The 17,334-nt window shown below is 42.6% G+C and carries 14 protein-coding genes; 8 read left to right on the top strand and 6 right to left on the bottom strand.

What is annotated here, in order from left to right:
* Window position 1: 1 nt before the first annotated feature.
* Complete coding sequence (locus AC6JAD_RS09710; protein WP_461305029.1) at window positions 2-865, bottom strand: 1-aminocyclopropane-1-carboxylate deaminase/D-cysteine desulfhydrase; 864 nt, start codon at window positions 863-865, stop codon at window positions 2-4.
* An 816-nt stretch (window positions 866-1,681) separates the two neighbouring features.
* On the opposite strand from AC6JAD_RS09710, the gene AC6JAD_RS09705 reads away from it, so the two are divergent.
* The 8 genes from AC6JAD_RS09705 (at window position 1,682) to AC6JAD_RS09670 (ending at window position 11,319) form a co-directional block, all read left to right on the top strand.
* A complete protein-coding gene (locus AC6JAD_RS09705; protein WP_461305030.1) occupies window positions 1,682-2,500 on the top strand; it encodes a phage tail-like protein in 819 nt (272 codons plus the stop codon).
* A 10-nt stretch (window positions 2,501-2,510) separates the two neighbouring features.
* On the top strand, window positions 2,511-3,320 hold the full coding sequence (locus tag AC6JAD_RS09700) for a phage tail-like protein (RefSeq protein WP_461305031.1): 810 nt from the start codon (window positions 2,511-2,513) through the stop codon (window positions 3,318-3,320).
* A 12-nt stretch (window positions 3,321-3,332) separates the two neighbouring features.
* Window positions 3,333-4,214 (top strand): phage tail-like protein, encoded by an 882-nt coding sequence (locus tag AC6JAD_RS09695; RefSeq protein WP_461305032.1) that lies wholly within the window; start codon window positions 3,333-3,335, stop codon window positions 4,212-4,214.
* 34 nt (window positions 4,215-4,248) lie between these two features.
* Entirely contained in the window at window positions 4,249-7,440 is a 3,192-nt protein-coding gene (locus AC6JAD_RS09690) for a choice-of-anchor B family protein (protein ID WP_497865354.1), read from the top strand.
* Window positions 7,441-7,709: 269 nt separating this feature from the next.
* Complete coding sequence (locus AC6JAD_RS09685; RefSeq protein ID WP_461305202.1) at window positions 7,710-8,111, top strand: hypothetical protein; 402 nt, start codon at window positions 7,710-7,712, stop codon at window positions 8,109-8,111.
* 365 nt (window positions 8,112-8,476) lie between these two features.
* Window positions 8,477-8,644 (top strand): C1orf53 family protein, encoded by a 168-nt coding sequence (locus AC6JAD_RS09680; protein WP_461305203.1) that lies wholly within the window; start codon window positions 8,477-8,479, stop codon window positions 8,642-8,644.
* A 129-nt stretch (window positions 8,645-8,773) separates the two neighbouring features.
* The gene (gene hutU / locus AC6JAD_RS09675; protein WP_461305204.1) at window positions 8,774-10,759 is read left to right on the top strand and encodes a urocanate hydratase; all 1,986 of its coding nucleotides are present in this window, start codon (window positions 8,774-8,776) and stop codon (window positions 10,757-10,759) included.
* Window positions 10,760-10,770: 11 nt separating this feature from the next.
* Entirely contained in the window at window positions 10,771-11,319 is a 549-nt protein-coding gene (locus tag AC6JAD_RS09670) for a DUF4136 domain-containing protein (protein WP_461305205.1), read from the top strand.
* Between the two features lie 49 nt (window positions 11,320-11,368).
* Here AC6JAD_RS09670 and AC6JAD_RS09665 read toward each other — a convergent pair whose 3' ends face one another.
* The 5 genes from AC6JAD_RS09665 to AC6JAD_RS09645 all read right to left on the bottom strand — a co-directional run bounded on the left by AC6JAD_RS09665 (window position 11,369) and on the right by AC6JAD_RS09645 (window position 17,323).
* Entirely contained in the window at window positions 11,369-13,459 is a 2,091-nt protein-coding gene (locus AC6JAD_RS09665; protein WP_461305206.1) for an alpha-ketoacid dehydrogenase subunit alpha/beta, read from the bottom strand.
* 1 nt (window position 13,460) lies between these two features.
* Entirely contained in the window at window positions 13,461-14,522 is a 1,062-nt protein-coding gene (locus tag AC6JAD_RS09660) for a branched-chain amino acid aminotransferase (RefSeq protein WP_461305207.1), read from the bottom strand.
* A gap of 155 nt (window positions 14,523-14,677) precedes the next feature.
* Window positions 14,678-15,961, bottom strand: coding sequence for a dihydrolipoamide acetyltransferase family protein (locus AC6JAD_RS09655; RefSeq protein WP_461305208.1), 1,284 nt, complete (start codon window positions 15,959-15,961; stop codon window positions 14,678-14,680).
* 9 nt (window positions 15,962-15,970) lie between these two features.
* The gene (locus AC6JAD_RS09650; RefSeq protein ID WP_461305209.1) at window positions 15,971-16,570 is read right to left on the bottom strand and encodes an acyltransferase; all 600 of its coding nucleotides are present in this window, start codon (window positions 16,568-16,570) and stop codon (window positions 15,971-15,973) included.
* Window positions 16,571-17,323 carry an enoyl-CoA hydratase/isomerase family protein gene (locus tag AC6JAD_RS09645; RefSeq protein WP_461305210.1) on the bottom strand — a complete coding sequence of 251 codons (753 nt, stop codon included), beginning with the start codon at window positions 17,321-17,323 and terminating at the stop codon, window positions 16,571-16,573.
* Between the last annotated feature and the right edge of the window lie 11 nt (window positions 17,324-17,334).

The raw sequence follows: 17,334 nt of genomic DNA, 5'->3' as shown, positions 1-17,334 counted from the left end.
ATTATTCAATTTGAGGTAAATTTTTCTTTACTAATTTTTCATTCATACCCTTTATCCCTTGTAATCCTCCAGTATGTATGGCCAATATTTTACTGTTTACTTCGAAAAAGCCTTTTCTCGCCAGATCAAATATTCCATACAACATCTTACCAGTGTAAATCGGATCTAGTGGAATTTGGGTATTCCGTTTGAAATCATTGATAAAACGAACCAAACCTACATCTATTTTACCATACCCTCCAAAACAATAGGTATCCAAAATTGTAAAATTAGCGTTATCTGTATATTTCTGCACTTCTGAAGTCTGAAAAGTCCCGTTCAAAGCCGAAAAGCCGATAACCCTCTGATAGGGTTGTGCTGCTTTTACAATTCCAGCTAGGGTGCCTCCCGTACCCACAGCAGTACATATATAATTATAATGCTTCGTTCGCTCTGAGAGTATTTCTTGACAACCCTTTACAGCCAGAGCGTTAGTGCCTCCTTCTGGCAATAGAAAAAAGTCACCAAAAAGCTTCCTCAATTCCGAAATATATGATGGCTTCTCCTTTTGGCGATAGATTTCCCTACTAACAAAATGCAAGTGCATCCCCTGTGATTGCGCAAATTGCAATGTGGCATTCCTTTTTTTGCGTATCAATTCTTCCCCACGTATGACGCCAATCGTCTTAAAACCCAAACGTTTGCCCGCGGCAGCCACAGCAGCAATATGGTTGGAGTAGGCACCCCCAAAAGTGAGTAGACATTCCTTCTGTTGCATCTTAGTCTCTTCCAGATTATAAATTAACTTCCTAAATTTATTCCCAGATACAAAGGCATCTAACGTGTCTTCCCTAAGCACATCCAAAGCTCCTAATTGAAATGGCAAATGGTCCGGATTAAGGGAATGTATTGGGGCGGTATTTTCGGATAAAAACAAATTATCGGATTAAAGAAAGTTCATATGTATAATTATTCCCGATTGCATAACATTTTAGGAGGGAAAAAACCTCATTATTTTGTCAATGTTAAACACATGGAGTACTTAATGGTTTCACAAAATTAGGTATCTTTTTCGTATGACACCGCTCAGATTTCATATTAGTCGGGACACAGCGATATTGATGAAAAGAGATCTTTAAACGACCCCTGTTTATGATCGTAAAATAGTAGGTCTTTAGCACTTTTTGGCTAAATCGATGGAAAGTTGAATTTTTCGACAGCAACGTATAAATTGCTGTTTTCTTGTAGTTTTTTGTAGTATTTTTCTTATTTAATTGGTTTTTAGTGCATTTCATCGATTTTTTTTGGTTTTTATGGAATATAAAATGTAAACTTGTTCTAACCAAATCACTAAAGACCCTTAAAATGCGATCCAAATTTACCATGGATTACTTATGCTGGATTGGAATTAACGTTCCAAATCTTACATTGAACGAGTTTATTAATAAGCTTGTTGTACCCCTTTTCGGAAACCTTGAAAATGAGAAGTGGGCCACTAATTGTAACGCCCCCTTCTTCAAAATCAAATTGTTTTCGAAACCCCCCCAACCGGTAAATTATTCAAGGATCACATCGAAAGTTTTGGTGATTTGACCGAAAACAATTTTTGAAAGGATTCTTAGAATCCATTAAATGTTGAATTTTAACGGATACTTTTCTAGGTGCGCAGCAATGTTACCTAGGGACCCCTAAAAGTCAAATCATGAAGAAAAACTACTTTTTCAATGGGATGCTATTGTGCCTTTCCTTTTTTGCTTTCATGACCTATGGTTATGGGCAAGTTGGGATTAACACAGACATGCCACAAGGAAGCTTAGAGGTAAGCAGCTCCAATATGGGAGTGGTACTACCTCGGGCCGCATTAACTTCATCTATAGTGCAAGCTCCGGTAACCAATCCGCAAACAGGTTCAATCCCTGTAGGAACTACCATTTACAACACTGCAACCACAATGACGGGAACTAATGACGTAGCTCCCGGGATATACTCTTGGGATGGCAGCAAGTGGATCCCTCAATTTCCGAAAAAACAATATTCTATTTACAAAAGTAGTACAGGATTTCGCCCATCTGCAGGATCGTCGCAAACGATCATAAGTACCACTGCATTTACAGCAGAGTTTACTGGGAAATATAGAATTAACCTGAGGGTAGATTTTGGAGCAGGGGGAGCATTAGTTCCTAATGTTAGCGGAGGTACTTCTCAAGGACACCTAAATATAGCCGGTGTAGATGGTACTTATACATTTAATTTCGACGGAACAGCCTATACGATCCCAGTATCGGCCTACTCTACATCCTATGATGGCTCTATCGGTGCTACCAATTATTTTGCCATTTGGGAAGAATCGCACAGAACTTTTTACACTACCATGGATGCCGGGGACACGGTTAATTTTAGCCTATCCTTTTTACATGGAGCAGGTTATGCAATGGTTAGTGGTGCAACATCAGGCACTGGACGTGGCTACGTGGCCTATGATATTCCATGTCATGTAGAAATAACCTATTTAGGCGAATAAAACTTAGCTTATGAAAAAACAGTACTTATTTATAGCATTATGTATTTCCTCTTTGTCCCTGATGGCGCAAGTAGGAATTAATACCACTTCCCCAGAGGGAGTACTAGACATTAGCGGAAGTAACATTGGTCTTATTTATCCAGTGGTAAGCCTTACCGATGTAACGGTAGAGACCATTACAAATCCGAACGGAGTTTCCATTATTGAAGGAACCACCGTTTTCAACACAAATACCTCCACAGCAGGATCGGACAGTGTGTATCCGGGAATCTATATCTGGACAGGTACCAAATGGATACCCCAGTTCAATAAAAATGACAGTATGATTGCCACACAAACTACTGTTGTTCTTAGAACGGATGGTAATATCGGTGTACAGACCATTAATATGGATACTTCGAGTTTTACCCCTAACTTTTCTGGGGAGTATCGCATTGTGGTAACGGTTCATTTTGGTGGTGGAAGACTGAACGTGGTTTCTAACCCACAATATGCCAATTTTGCACAGCAAAAGGGTGAATTCAATTTCAGTTTCAATAGTACACCCCATAGGTTTGATGTCCGCAGTTTTTCCGGGATTAACAACGACGATTACTCCGATGGTGGAACTAATAGAATATACGACAACAGATTTCATCAAGTTACTTATGTAGTAAATAAAACCCTGACAAGGGGAACCAACTACCCATTTGAATTGAGGTTCGACATGGATTCTAACGCTGCCTTCCAAAATAGCGGAAACAGTGGAAACGGTAGAGGGTATATTAATCAAAACAATGATATTCACTGTACCATTGAGTTCAATTATATGGGCGAATAAATCAGTATAATTATGAAAACAAATTACTTTTTTACAATAGTACTTTTTGCACTTTTCTTAGGTTCGTCTGGCATTAGTCTTGGACAAGTAGGAATTGGAACAACATCTCCGGAAGGTGCATTGGATGTTGCGGATGATAGCCATGGGATTGTATATCCTCGTCTCGCACTATCCAATTATAGTGTGCAGGCACCAGTTATTAACCCAAATGGAGGAAATGTGGCTGTTGGAACAGTAGTATACAACACAGCACTGACGACAAATGGGGCAAGTGATGTATCCCCAGGATTGTATGCTTGGAACGGTTCCCGTTGGGAAGCGCAATTTATCCGTGTGGATTACGAAAAATTTGAACAAACCAGTGCCCCTTTCAGAACAACCATTAGAGAGAGTTATTCGGATGCCCAACCAGGGGATTCCGATAATATCCCAGGTTTGACAAACCGAACCTTTACTCCTGAATATTCTGGCTTTTATAGAGTTGAAGTAAGAGCCAATTTTGCAGCTGGTGAAATATCGGACTTTACCAGTACCGATGCCATATCATTGGCTACTACCGAAGGAGCCATCTTCTTTACCATGAGTGGAACAGGTATAGATATTGATCCCTCTAGTGGATTCTACGATAATGACGAAGGTTGGCTATATATGCATTCCTATGGTTCGCATAGTGATGTAGGCTCTCCTGCGGTTGTTAGTCAAGGATTTGTTCATTACGCGACAAGTGTATATTATTTATATCTTCGTGGCGGCCATGACTACGACTTTAATCTAAGCAACTGTATTAATACAGGTCACAGCTACTTTGTCAATAATGGCGATAGTGGCACAGGCCAAGGATATATAGGACTGGAAATTCCATGTTCTGTAGAATTCACATTTATTGGTGACTAAAAACTAAACTCAATTAAAAATTGCACAGACCCCTATGAAACGACTCTTACTTACCTCTCTTACGTTATTTATTTATTCATTGAACGTATCTGCCCAGACACCCTGCTCTGGAGGAACTGCTGGAAGCTATCCTTGTGATGGATTAGATCTACAGGATTATATTTCTGCCTCGGACATGAATGCAGACGAAGCCCAAGATTCTTGGGGCTGGACAGATCCTTTAGATGGAAAAGAATATGCCATTGTTGCACTAGATAACGGTACCGCATTTGTAGATATTTCTACACCAACCAATATTCGCTATTTAGGAAGGATGAATTCTCATTCCGGAGGTAGTAATTTGTGGCGGGATGTAAAAACCTACAACAATCACGCCTTTGTGGTTAGTGAAGTAACCTCTGACGGAATGCAGGTTTTCGACCTCACACGACTAAGAGGACTTTCTACAAGCCCTACAGGTGGCGGAAGCAGAACATTTTCTGAAGACGCCTTCTTATTTATAGGAGATGGGGGGAGTAATGACGGACGTGCCCATAACATCGTAATCAATGAAGATTCGGGTTACGCTTATATTGTTGGTGTGAATAGGAGTTCTAATTCGTCGGACGGCCCATTATTTGTGGATATCTCGAACCCAACAAGCCCATCTATTGTAGGAGAGTATGGTCCTAGCGATTATTTCCACGATGCGCAAGTAGTTACCTATGACGGTCCAGACCCTGACTATCAGGGAAAGGAAATCATGATTGGTTGTAACGAAAACAATATGGTTATTGTAGATGTAACCAACAAATCCGCTCCAAGTAACATAGCGACTATTGCTTATAGTAATGTTGAATATACACACCAAGGATGGTTTACAGAAGACAAACGATTTTTCCTAGTGGGAGACGAATTGGATGAAGATAACTTAGGAATTCCTACAAGGACCCTTGTTTTTGATTTAGAGGATTTAGATAACCCATCTTTACATTATACCTACAGTGGACCAACGAGTGCAATAGACCATAATGGCTATGTAAGAGGCAATCGCTTCTATCTGGCTAACTACGCAGCTGGAATGCGAATCTTGAAAATTGATGGTTTATATGATGCCACGCCAAGTATGACCGAAATAAACTATTTCGACACCTACCCATTAAATAACAACGCTGCGTTTAATGGAGTTTGGAACGTGTATCCATATTTTGAAAGTGGAAACTTAGTGGTTTCCGGATTTGGTCGAGCGAGTATTAATGGAGATGGAGGATTATTCATTATTAAGGATCCTTTATACGACAACACAGACCCTACGGCAGTATGCCAAAACATAACGGTAACATTAGATCGTCTTACTGGAACGGCTTCCATTACAGCAGCCGATTTAGACGGCGGTTCTACTGATGACTTCGGTATTGTGGCGAGTAGTATAACCAATGGACAAACCACTTTTACTTGCGATGATGTTGGGGATACATTCAATGTGACCCTTACGGTTGAAGATGACTACGGAAACGAATCTTCTTGTGTAGCCCAGGTAACAGTAGCTGCCGAAACTACAGCCTTTACGGGTGCAACATGGTCCAATGGAACCCCATCTATAGGTTCCAATGCCAAAATAAGTTCAAATTACAATACAGCCTCTGATGGCGGAAGTATAGATGCCTGTACCTGCGAGGTAGATGCAAGTCGTACGCTGACCATTGAAGGAGGAGACTATTTAAATATTACTCAGGATATTACCGTAAACGGTACATTGGTTGTTGAACACCAAGGAAGTGTAGTTCAATCAGACGACAGTGCTGTTACTACCAACAACGGCACGATCAACGTGAACCTTACGACCCCAAACCTTGCCTCCCGTGACTTCATGGTCCTTGGTAGCCCTATGAGCACTGAGACGCGCGAGAGCGTTTGGAGCAGTGCCTTTTTGGTACTGGAGGCCAACACGATCGACTTCGTCCCCCACCCGGACGTAACGGCCCTGTTCCCCGGTGCGGAGAACTTCGCTGACGACAACAACGATTTCTGGACCGAGGTGGTGACCGGCACGGCCAACCCGGGCGAGGGTTACATCGTGCGCCCACAGGCGGGCTACGGCCAGCCCGGCGGTATCTTCAACTATACCTATGACGACGGCACCCTCAATACGGGCGACGTGGACTTCACCGTGATACAGAACACCCCCGGCCCCACGGCCGCGGACAACAAGAACGCCAGTCCCAACGTACTGGCCAACCCATACCCGTCCGCCATCTGGGCCGACGACCTTATCAACGCCAACGCCATGATAGACGAGGTGTACTTCTGGGAGCACCTTACGCCCCCTAGCCCTTCGTTGCCTGGTGCTGGCAGCATGAACTTTTCCATGGAGGACATCTCCATGTATAACCTTTCGGGGGGTACGGCGGCGGCCTCGGACCCCGGGACCTCGACGGAGCCCAACGGGTACATATCCACCGGGCAGGGGTTCGGCATAAAGGCCAGTGCGGCCGGTACGGCGACCTTCACCAATGCCATGAGGAGGACGGGCAACAACAACACCCTCCGCCTTCAGGGGCAGGACAGGGAACGCATCTGGCTTAGCGTGACCAACACTGAGTTCGGGATGCAGAAACAGGCCCTTGTGGCCTTCGACCCGGTGGCGACACTGGGGATGGACGCCGGTTACGACAGCAGGAGGCTGGCCACGGTGGTATCGCTCTACACGCACCTACAGGACGGTAGCGGGGAACTGGGGATACAGAACCTTGGGGCCTTCGACGAGTCGATGACCGTCCCGATGGGCTTCAGCACACTGATCGATACCGATACGGAGTACAAAATATCCATTTCCAATATTGAAGGGCCACAACTTACAGAATCTGAAGTATACCTCGTTGATAACCTTACTGGAGCCATGCACAATCTTAAGTCGGACTCTTATTCATTTACAAGTGACAACGGTACTTTCGACAATAGATTTACTATTTATTTCTCTGGACAAGTACTTGGTTCTGAAAACAACATAGAAGATAGTATTCTTCTATATCCAAACCCTGTAAACGACGAACTCTCTATATTCTCCATGAATTCCTATATAAATTCAATTGAAGTATTCGATATACGTGGTAGAAGAATGAAACAAGATATTGAAGAAGAAAAAAACTCTTGCACATTAAATGTTTCAAGTTTAGAAACAGCAGTTTATTTCGTTCGAGTAGTTACTGAATCTGGATCTGTTACCAAGAAGATCATAAAAAGATAACACCGAAGCGACTTGATAAAAAGGGCGGCATGAATAACGATTCTTGCCGCCCTTTTTTTGTTCTTTCATTAAAGGTTTACCAATAATGATACAGATCAAACTAAGGTGAAGCAGTTCCCTTACATACCTCTTATAAATTTAATTAGATTGTAATGCCCTCATTAGAAATTAACAAATAGTGCGTTTCATCGATTTTATTTGTTTTTTATCTGTTAATATAGTAATATTGAGTAAGAATTTTAATACGATTATTAGTAAATACATAAGATATGCCCCAAAATCACTTTTCACTACTTAAACGCATCACTTTGGTGGCCGGAATCCTTTTGGTATCAGTGGCCGGACATGCGCAAATGGACTATGAAACGGCCGAAACCGAAACTGGATTTGTGACCGTACACGAAACTTCAGAAGATGACATTATCACTATGGAATCGGGAGTCGGAAAATTAGAAAATGGAATTGCAAAGATTCAGATAAATCCAACAATTGCAGACCTCATTAATGGTGACCGTATTGAGGATATGGTAAAAATTTCCATTCAATTAGAAGGAGAAAGCAACGGAATTTATGTGTCCAAAAAAGGAAAACATTCGTTCGAAATCTTGGAATTGAACAATGGAAAATCCAACGCAAAGTTTACCTACGAACTTGTTGTAAAGGACTTATAGAATTTCTAAATATATTTTAAAAATAACCAAAAGGACCTCTTTTTTAAATAATGGAGGTCTTTTTCGTTTGCATACGCTTCTTTCTCAAAACTAATCCCGTAGTAAGCAGCCTTTCGACTTTTCAATTGAATCCACCTTACAAAAAATTCAATCACATACCATACGTAGAAGAACACGACGAGCATTTCCAATTGTTGCCGGAAGTGAATCCTTTCATGATTCATGAATACACCGTCCTGTTTCAGGCGTTTTTCCTTCAGAATTACAAACGGCCAAATTGTAATTCCCAAAAAACCTTTTCGTATTAAATTCGGATTCACCAATACAATCATCCACACAAGTTAATAAAATGGTATTTTTGTAGTATGTTCTTCAAGAAAAAAATAGAACTGGAAGAAGGAGATTATTACCTCACCCCTGAAGGGTACAAATGCTTCACAGAGCAATATCACTTAAAACGGGGATATTGTTGCGAGAGTGGATGCAGGCACTGCCCATATGGTTTCAATAAAAAAACCAACAGACAAACTTAATTCGTGGATACTCAACTAAGGAAATACAAAGTCCTAATAGCGATGCACTATCACCGTGCTGACATTAGATATCCATAGTTACTACTACTTGCCAAAAGAAAACGAAGTAGTAATTAAACAGATATTCAAATGACATTCAAAGAAGAAATAAAGCAAGGAATCCCTTCACAAATTCCAGCAGAAAGACCTTATGATTCAACTGCGAATCATGCACCTAAAAGAAAAAAAATACTTTCCCCAGCCGAAGAAAAATTAGCTTTAAGAAATGCCTTAAGGTATTTCGATTCTAAATTTCACGCCTCCCTCCTTCCTGAGTTCAAGGAAGAACTAGAAACCTATGGTCGAATCTATATGTATCGCTATCGCCCTCATTATGCTATGTATGCACGGCCCATATCGGATTACCCAGGAAAAAGTGAACAGGCCAAGGCCATTATGCTCATGATCCAGAATAACCTAGATCCTGCAGTGGCTCAGCATCCCCATGAATTGATTACCTATGGGGGCAATGGCGCTGTTTTTCAAAACTGGGCGCAATACCTTTTGGTCATGCAGTATTTGGCTGAAATGACAGACGAACAGACCTTGGTCATGTATTCCGGACATCCGTTGGGGCTTTTTCCATCCCATAAAGATGCTCCTAGGGTGGTGGTTACCAATGGAATGATGATTCCTAATTATTCACAACCAGATGACTGGGAGAAATTCAATGCCTTAGGCGTCACCCAATATGGCCAAATGACCGCAGGTAGTTATATGTACATTGGTCCCCAAGGGATCGTCCATGGAACTACCATTACCGTTTTAAATGGCTTCCGAAAAATAAAGAAATCCCCTTACGGCGGCCTATTTGTTACATCGGGACTGGGAGGAATGAGTGGAGCACAACCAAAAGCGGGAAATATTGCGGGTTGTGTTACTGTTTGTGCTGAAGTGAACCCAAAAGCAACGCATACAAGGCATAGTCAGGGTTGGGTAGACGAAGTTATTTCAGATCTTGACCAATTGGCCGATAGGGTATCAATGGCTTTAACCAATAAGGAAACGGTTTCTATTGCCTACGATGGAAATGTGGTAGAGGTATGGGAGCATTTCGACAAGAAAAACATTCATATTGATTTGGGAAGCGATCAAACCTCGCTTCACAATCCATGGGCAGGAGGGTATTATCCGGTGGGCATGAGTTACGAAGCTTCTAACGAAATGATGGCCAACAACCCTTCCCTTTTTAAGGAAAAAGTACAGGAAAGTCTAAGAAGGCATGCGGATGCTATCAATAAACATACTGCCAAAGGAACCTATTTCTTCGACTATGGCAATGCCTTTCTATTGGAGGCATCCAGGGCCGGTGCCGATGTAATGGATGCCAATCATCCTTTGAGGGAATTTAAGTACCCCTCGTACGTTCAAGATATTATGGGCCCCATGTGCTTCGATTATGGTTTTGGGCCTTTTAGATGGGTTTGTGCCTCTGGCGATCCTTCCGACTTGAAAAAAACGGATGATTTAGCATGTGAGGTATTGGAGGAAATGATGAAAAACGCCCCCAAGGAAATTCAACAGCAAATGGCCGATAACATTCAGTGGATCAAGGGAGCCCAAGAAAATAAATTGGTGGTGGGTTCACAAGCCCGAATACTATATGCAGATGCCGAAGGAAGGATGAAAATTGCATCCGCCTTCAACAAAGCGATTAACGAAGGAACTATCGGAATAGTGATTTTGGGTCGGGATCATCATGATGTATCGGGGACGGACTCTCCATTCCGGGAAACATCCAACATCTATGATGGCAGTCGATTTACTGCAGATATGGCCATGCACAATGTAATTGGGGATAGCTTTCGGGGTGCTACATGGGTGAGTATTCATAACGGCGGAGGCGTAGGATGGGGAGAAGTTATGAATGGAGGTTTCGGTATGGTTCTTGATGGTACTAATGAAGCGCAACGCCGCTTGGAATCCATGTTGTTCTGGGATGTGAACAACGGTATTGCCAGACGTAGTTGGGCTAGAAATGAGGAAGCAATCTTTGCTATAAAGCGAGAAATGGAGCGAACTCCTTCTCTAAAAGTAACCCTTCCAAATTTCGTAGACGACGAATTATTAAATTAAAAATTACTGCTATGAAAATTTTTAAAGGAATCGCTTCACTCTTCTTCTTACTTATTTTTCTTTCTTCATGTACTACGGTTCGCGTTGCGACCGATTACGATCGCGAGGCCAATTTTGGTGAATACAATACGTTCGCGTTTTTTAAGCCGGGTATTGACAAGGCTCAGATTAGTGATCTAGACAAAAAACGGATCTTACGGGCCATCGATGCCGAACTTTCCGCCAAAGGAATGGTAAAAAGTGAGAACCCAACCATTTTGGTGAGCATATTTACCAAGGAACGTGAACGGGTAGATGTGTACAATAACAACTTCGGATGGGGATGGGGATGGAATCCTTGGTGGTATGGAGGTGGTGCTTTTGGAAGCACCGTATCACGATCGACCGAAGGAAGTCTATACATTGACCTTATTGATGCCCAAACCAAAGAATTGGTATGGCAGGGTGTTGGAAGTGCTAGACTCATCACGAGTGGCAATATCGATAAAAAGGAAGAACGAATTCGAGAAATCGTTCGGGAAATTATGGCCGCGTATCCACCGGGCATTGCTTCCAACTAAAAACGAAATATCCCATTCATAAAAAAGCCGTTCCATAGAACGGCTTTTTTTAATAATTAATGAGTTCCTGAATTTTCTGTTTTACCTTTTCCACAGAAGGGATCATGGTTTGTTCCAGAGTAGAATTTAATGGAATGGCGGGCATGTTCTCACTTCCAATGACCATAACGGGACCATCCAGTTCCTGAAAGCACTCTTCCTGTATTCTCCCTTGCAGTGCCCTACTAAAGCTATTTTCGGAAGGTTCCTCGGTTACCACCAAACACTTTCCGCATTTCTTCACACTTTTAAAGACGGTGTCATAATCTAAAGGATGTAAGGTCCTGAGGTCTACAATCTCTATAGAATCTTGCAAGCCGAGCTCTTCGGACGCATTGATGGCCCAATGCACTCCCATTCCATAGGTAATGATGGACAAGGTTTCTTCTTCTTCCTGTTTCCAAATTTCCTGAAGCACCCAAGCCTTCCCAAAAGGCAAAACATAGTCATCGGCAGGTTCTACAGATGTGGCACCCTTGGTTCCGGGGACTTTGCTCCAATACAAGCCTTTGTGTTCGAAAATAACTACGGGATTGGGATCGTAGTAGGCTGCCTTCATCAGTCCTTTTAAATCGGCGCCATTACTAGGATAGGCTATTTTAAGCCCTCTAATATTCGCTACTACACTTTCTACTGAAGAGGAATGATAGGGCCCACCACTGCCATAAGCTCCGATAGGAACCCTTAAAATCATGGAAACGGGCCATTTACCATTGGAAAGGTAACAGCTTCGACTTACTTCAGTAAAAAGTTGATTGAGTCCCGGCCAAATATAATCGGCAAACTGTACCTCAACAATGGGCTTTAACCCCACTGCACTCATCCCTACGGTAGATCCTACAATAAATGCTTCCTGAATTGGGGTATTGAATACCCTATTGTCACCAAACTTCTGAGCCAGGGTGGCCGCTTCGCGGAAAACGCCTCCTAGCCTTCCTCCAACATCCTGTCCATAAAGCAGGCATTCGGGATGTTTGGCCATAAGCTCCTCTATGGCAAATAGGGCACAATCTACCATGACCACTTTATCTGCTCCTTTTGGGGAACGTTCCCCTATTTCCTCTGTGATGGGAGTTGGGGCAAAATCGTGCGTAAATAAATCTTCAGGGCTAGGGTCTTCTGCCTGTAAGGCTCGATCCAAGTCACCGCGAACTACAGCAATACATTCATTTTCTATCTCCTGTAATTCATCATCGGACAAACCACGGGATTTCAATAATTCTTTAAATTTCGGATATGGGTCACGACTCCTTGCTTCTTCCAAATCGTCGCGATACCATTCCATTCGAACTCCTGAGGTGTGGTGATTTAGCAAAGGGGCTTTGGCATGTACCAAAAACGGACGTCGTTCTTTCCGAATAGTTTCCAATACATACTGAATGGTAGAATAAGATTCCTCGAAATCGGTTCCATCTATGGATATTGCTTCCAGACCATGAAATCCCTGGGCATACTCATAGGCATCCTGAGCACGTGTCTCTTCTGCATTAGCACTAATGTCCCAACCATTATCCTGTACTAAATACAAAATAGGCAATTGCTTAAGAGCAGCCATTTGAAAGGCCTCCGCAATTTCCCCTTCCGTTACCGATGCATCTCCCAAAGAACACACTACTACAGGAGCTTCTCCATCAGAATAGGATGCCAGGCTCTCCGCTTCGGAGTACCAGAATCCCATAGCCACGCCCGTTGCTGGGATAGCTTGCATTCCAGTTGCCGAGCTCTGATGGGGAATCTTTGGCTTGTCATCATCCCGCAAACTAGGATGACAATAATAGGTTCTTCCACCAGAAAAAGGGTCCTCTTTTTTGGCCAATACCTGAAGCATTAGCTCGTAAGGCTCCATTCCAATCGCCAATAACATGCTATCATCCCGATAATACGGAAATGCATAATCTTTAGGTGTTAATTGCATGCCAACGGCTGTTTGAATCACTTCGTGCCCCCTAGATGTAGCGTGTACATATTTGGAGACTACTTTAAAATTCTCTTCGTACTGAAATGTCATCGCCTTGGCCGTAACCAAATTCCTGAAACCTTTTAGTAGTATTTCTGTATCTATTGCAGATGTGTTCAAATCGTGTGCTTGTTCTTTTATCATTCTATTGAACTTGGGTCATCCAATTAAATTTATCCTCTATTTTCCCAGTCTTGATAGCATTAAGCGTATTGTTAACATCCAAACCTACTGGACTATCATCGCTTACATGTATGGTTTCCTCTCCCCATCCAATTTCTTGAATATACGCAATTCCAACTGCGGTTCCGGTTCCGAAAGCTTCTTCCAAAGTACCATTTTCTGAAGCCTCCTTAATTTCATGAATAGTAATAGGTCGTTGCTCAATTTCGAATCCTTTTGCCTTTAGAACTTCCATAACGCTCATGCGGGTAATTCCATCTAAAATCGCTCCATCCAAATTGGGAGTTACGAACCTCCCATCTATTTTGAAGAAGATATTCATGGTACCCACTTCCTGTATATATTCATGCTTTAAAGCATCTAACCAAAGTACTTGATCGTATCCTTTAGATTTGGCAATCTCGGTAGGGCGAATAGCTGCGGCGTAATTTCCTGCAGCCTTGGCTTCACCGGTTCCACCTTCGGCAGCACGAATGTATTTTTTCTCCGCCCAAAGCCTAATTCTTTTACTGAAGAAAGGTCCGGCTGGAGAAGCTATGATCAAAAACTTGAAACTTGTAGCTGCGCGCATTCCAATAAAAGGTTCGTCCGCATACATGAACGGACGCAGGTATAATGCACTACCGTCTTGCGGTGGAATCCAGTTGCGCTCCACCTTGACCAAGGTTTTTAATCCTTCTACAAAAAGGTCTTCTGGAAATTCTGGCATTCCCATTCTTCGGGCGCTAAAATTGAGACGTGCCGCATTCTTTTCGGCCCGGAAAAGCATGGGCGTTCCGTCTAGTGACACCGTTGCTTTCATTCCTTCAAAAATAGCTTGCCCATAATGTAATGCCATGGCCGCCGGATGCGTTGGAATATAGGACAAAGGTTCTACCCTTGGATTATTCCATTGGCCATGTTGATAATCGCAAATGAACATATGGTCCGTAAAAGTTCTCCCCAACGGGATATTGCTAAAGTCTAATTCAGATACTTTAGAGTTCTCTACTGTGGTGATTTTTATGTTTTCTGTTGTTATCATTTCAATAACTTTTTATTCATTAGGTCATTTCTTGAACTCAGTCCCTGTCCATTCTGAACTCGATTCAGAATTCATTATTCGTACCATTCCTTTGCAAGATCCATCCCAACCATCTCTCTTCATTGGACGCTGAATCAAGTTCAGCGTGTCATGCGTTAAACTTTCCTACTTACATCAAACTGCTCCATCTCATCGGCAATCCTACGCAAGAATGATCCAGCCAAATAGCCGTCTACAATTCGATGATCGAACGAAAGGGATAGATACATCATATTCCTTATTTCGATGGAATCCCCTCCTGGGCGTTCCATTACTTCTGCTCTTTTCTTAATGATTCCCGTTGCAAGAATGGCAGCTTCGGGCTGATTGATAATAGGTGTTCCCATCAAACTTCCAAAGGTTCCCACATTGCTTATGGTGAAGGTGCTTCCCTTGGTATCGTCTCCTTTTAATTTACCTTCACGTGCCTTGGTTACCAACTCATTTGTGGCCGAAGCCAATTCTTTCAGATTTTTCTTGTCTGCATCTTTTACCACAGGCACAATAAGGTTACCACTGGGAAGTGCCGTAGCCATTCCTATATTAATATGCTCTTTTACAATAATGTTCTTTCCATCTAAAGAAGAATTTATCATTGGAAACGCCTCTATGGCCTTGGCTACACATTCCACAAATAAAGGGGTGAAAGTGAGCTTTTCACCATGTTTCTCTAGAAAAGCCACCTTGTTCGCATTTCGCCAGTTGACCATTTCGGTAAGATCGGCCTCTACGTATGCCGTAACGTGTGGAGACGTATGTTTGCTGAATACCATATGGTCTGCGATCATCTCTCGCATCCGGTCCATTTCAACAATTTTACCAGTACCTTTATCAAATTGAAGATCGGGTACCTGAAAACCAGATTTCTCCACAACTGGTTGTGCAAATTGGAAAGGCCTTCCCTCTTCCACATATTGAATGACATCACTTTTGCGTAACCGCCCATCCTTGCCAGTTCCAGGAATACGGGCAAGTTCCTCGTAGCTTATATGATGCTTTCTTGCCATGCTGTCCACCAATGGCGAGATGAATATATTTTCATTCACCTTAAAAGCAGTATGTGTCGCGTTTTTGGCCTTTGAAGCTTTCTTGGTCACTGACACTTTCTTAACTGGGCTTTCAGTAGTGGAAGGCTCTTGCTTTTTTTGAACTCCTTCTGCAGAAGCATCCAAAATGGCAATGGTGGCACCCACCGCAACGATATCTTTTACAGCAACTTCATGACGAATCATGGTGCCCGAAGACGGAGCCGGAACTTCATTATCGACTTTGTCGGTTCCCACTTCTACCAAAATATCCCCTTCTTCAAAAGATTCCCCTTCCTGAACCACCCAATTGAGAATGGTTCCTTCGGTTATGGACTCTCCCATTTTTGGGAGTTTAAATTCAACTTCTGGCATGTGTTGCGATTATTTTTCTTTTCTGAATTCTTCTAATGTTTTATAAAAATTTTCCTGAACGGGACGATCTCTCGGAATTTCACGCAAGGGATCTACCTCCCGTAGACTTTCGTGACAATCGGCAGGCAATTGCTGATACAACCTAGTCCCAGCCGTCTTCCATTCGATCATTTCGTCTGAAACTTCCTTTACAGACTTGGCAGGGTTACCCACAATTAGTTGTCTTTTTTCAAAAACGGTTTTCGCCTTCACAAAGCTCATGGCCCCTACAATACATTCATCTCCAATTTCGGCATCGTCCATAATGACGCTGTTCATCCCTATGAGGCAATTACGCCCTAGGTTAGCACCATGAATTACGGCCCCATGCCCTACATGTGCTCCTTCCTTTAGTACGATGCTTTTACCCGGAAACATGTGTACCGTGCAATTTTCCTGTACGTTTACCCCATCTTCCAAAATGATCTCTCCCCAGTCCCCGCGAATGGCAGCGCCAGGTCCTATATAACAATCCTTTCCAATGATCACATTACCCGTAACGGCAGCCAATGGATGCACGAAGCTGGATGCATGAACGACAGGAATATGTCCTTTGAAGGAATAGATCATTTATTTAAATCGTTTCAGTGTTTCTTTTGTGAAATCGGAAAGCACCAACCTTCCTGAAATGGCAGCTCTTTCTGCTAGTAAATTATCCCAATCTTCGGTTCCTTTCCAGAAGACTTTCTTCATTTCCTTCATGGCCTCTGTATTGTAGGTACATAAATTTCCCGCCAAACCTTGAACGGCTTCATCCAAAGCTTCGGTCGATTCATACACCTGGGCATACAATCCTTTTTGGCGAGCCCATTCTGCATCGTAAAAGGAATTGGCATCTATTGCAATTTGAGACATTCCACTTAGCCCTAATTTGCGTTCTACAGCAGGGCCTACCACAAAAGGTCCTATACCTACATTCAATTCACTCAGTTTAATAGCGGCAAACTTCGTAGCCATACAATAGTCGGTTGCGGAGGCAACGCCAACACCACCCCCTACTGTCTTACCTTGTATTCTCCCAATGATGAATTTTGGACATTTTCGCATTGCATTGATCACATTGGCAAAGCCACTGAAAAATACACGTCCCGTCTCGGCATCATTGATATTGATAAGTTCCTTAAAACTAGCCCCGGCACAGAAAGTACGATCCCCACCACTTTTAAGGACAATTACCTTTACCTCATCATTAGTTCCGGCATTGGTGATGGTTTGGGCCAACTTGGCCAATAAATCCCCTGGGAGGCTATTGTGGGCAGGATGGAAAAACTCAATAGTCGATATCCCGTTTTCTATATGTTCTTTTACGTATGGATCACTCATAGTTTGATTTT

This window comes from Aureisphaera sp., from assembly GCF_059726885.1.
The sequence above is the reverse complement of the archived record's forward strand: the minus strand, read 5'-3'. Positions and strand labels throughout refer to the sequence as shown.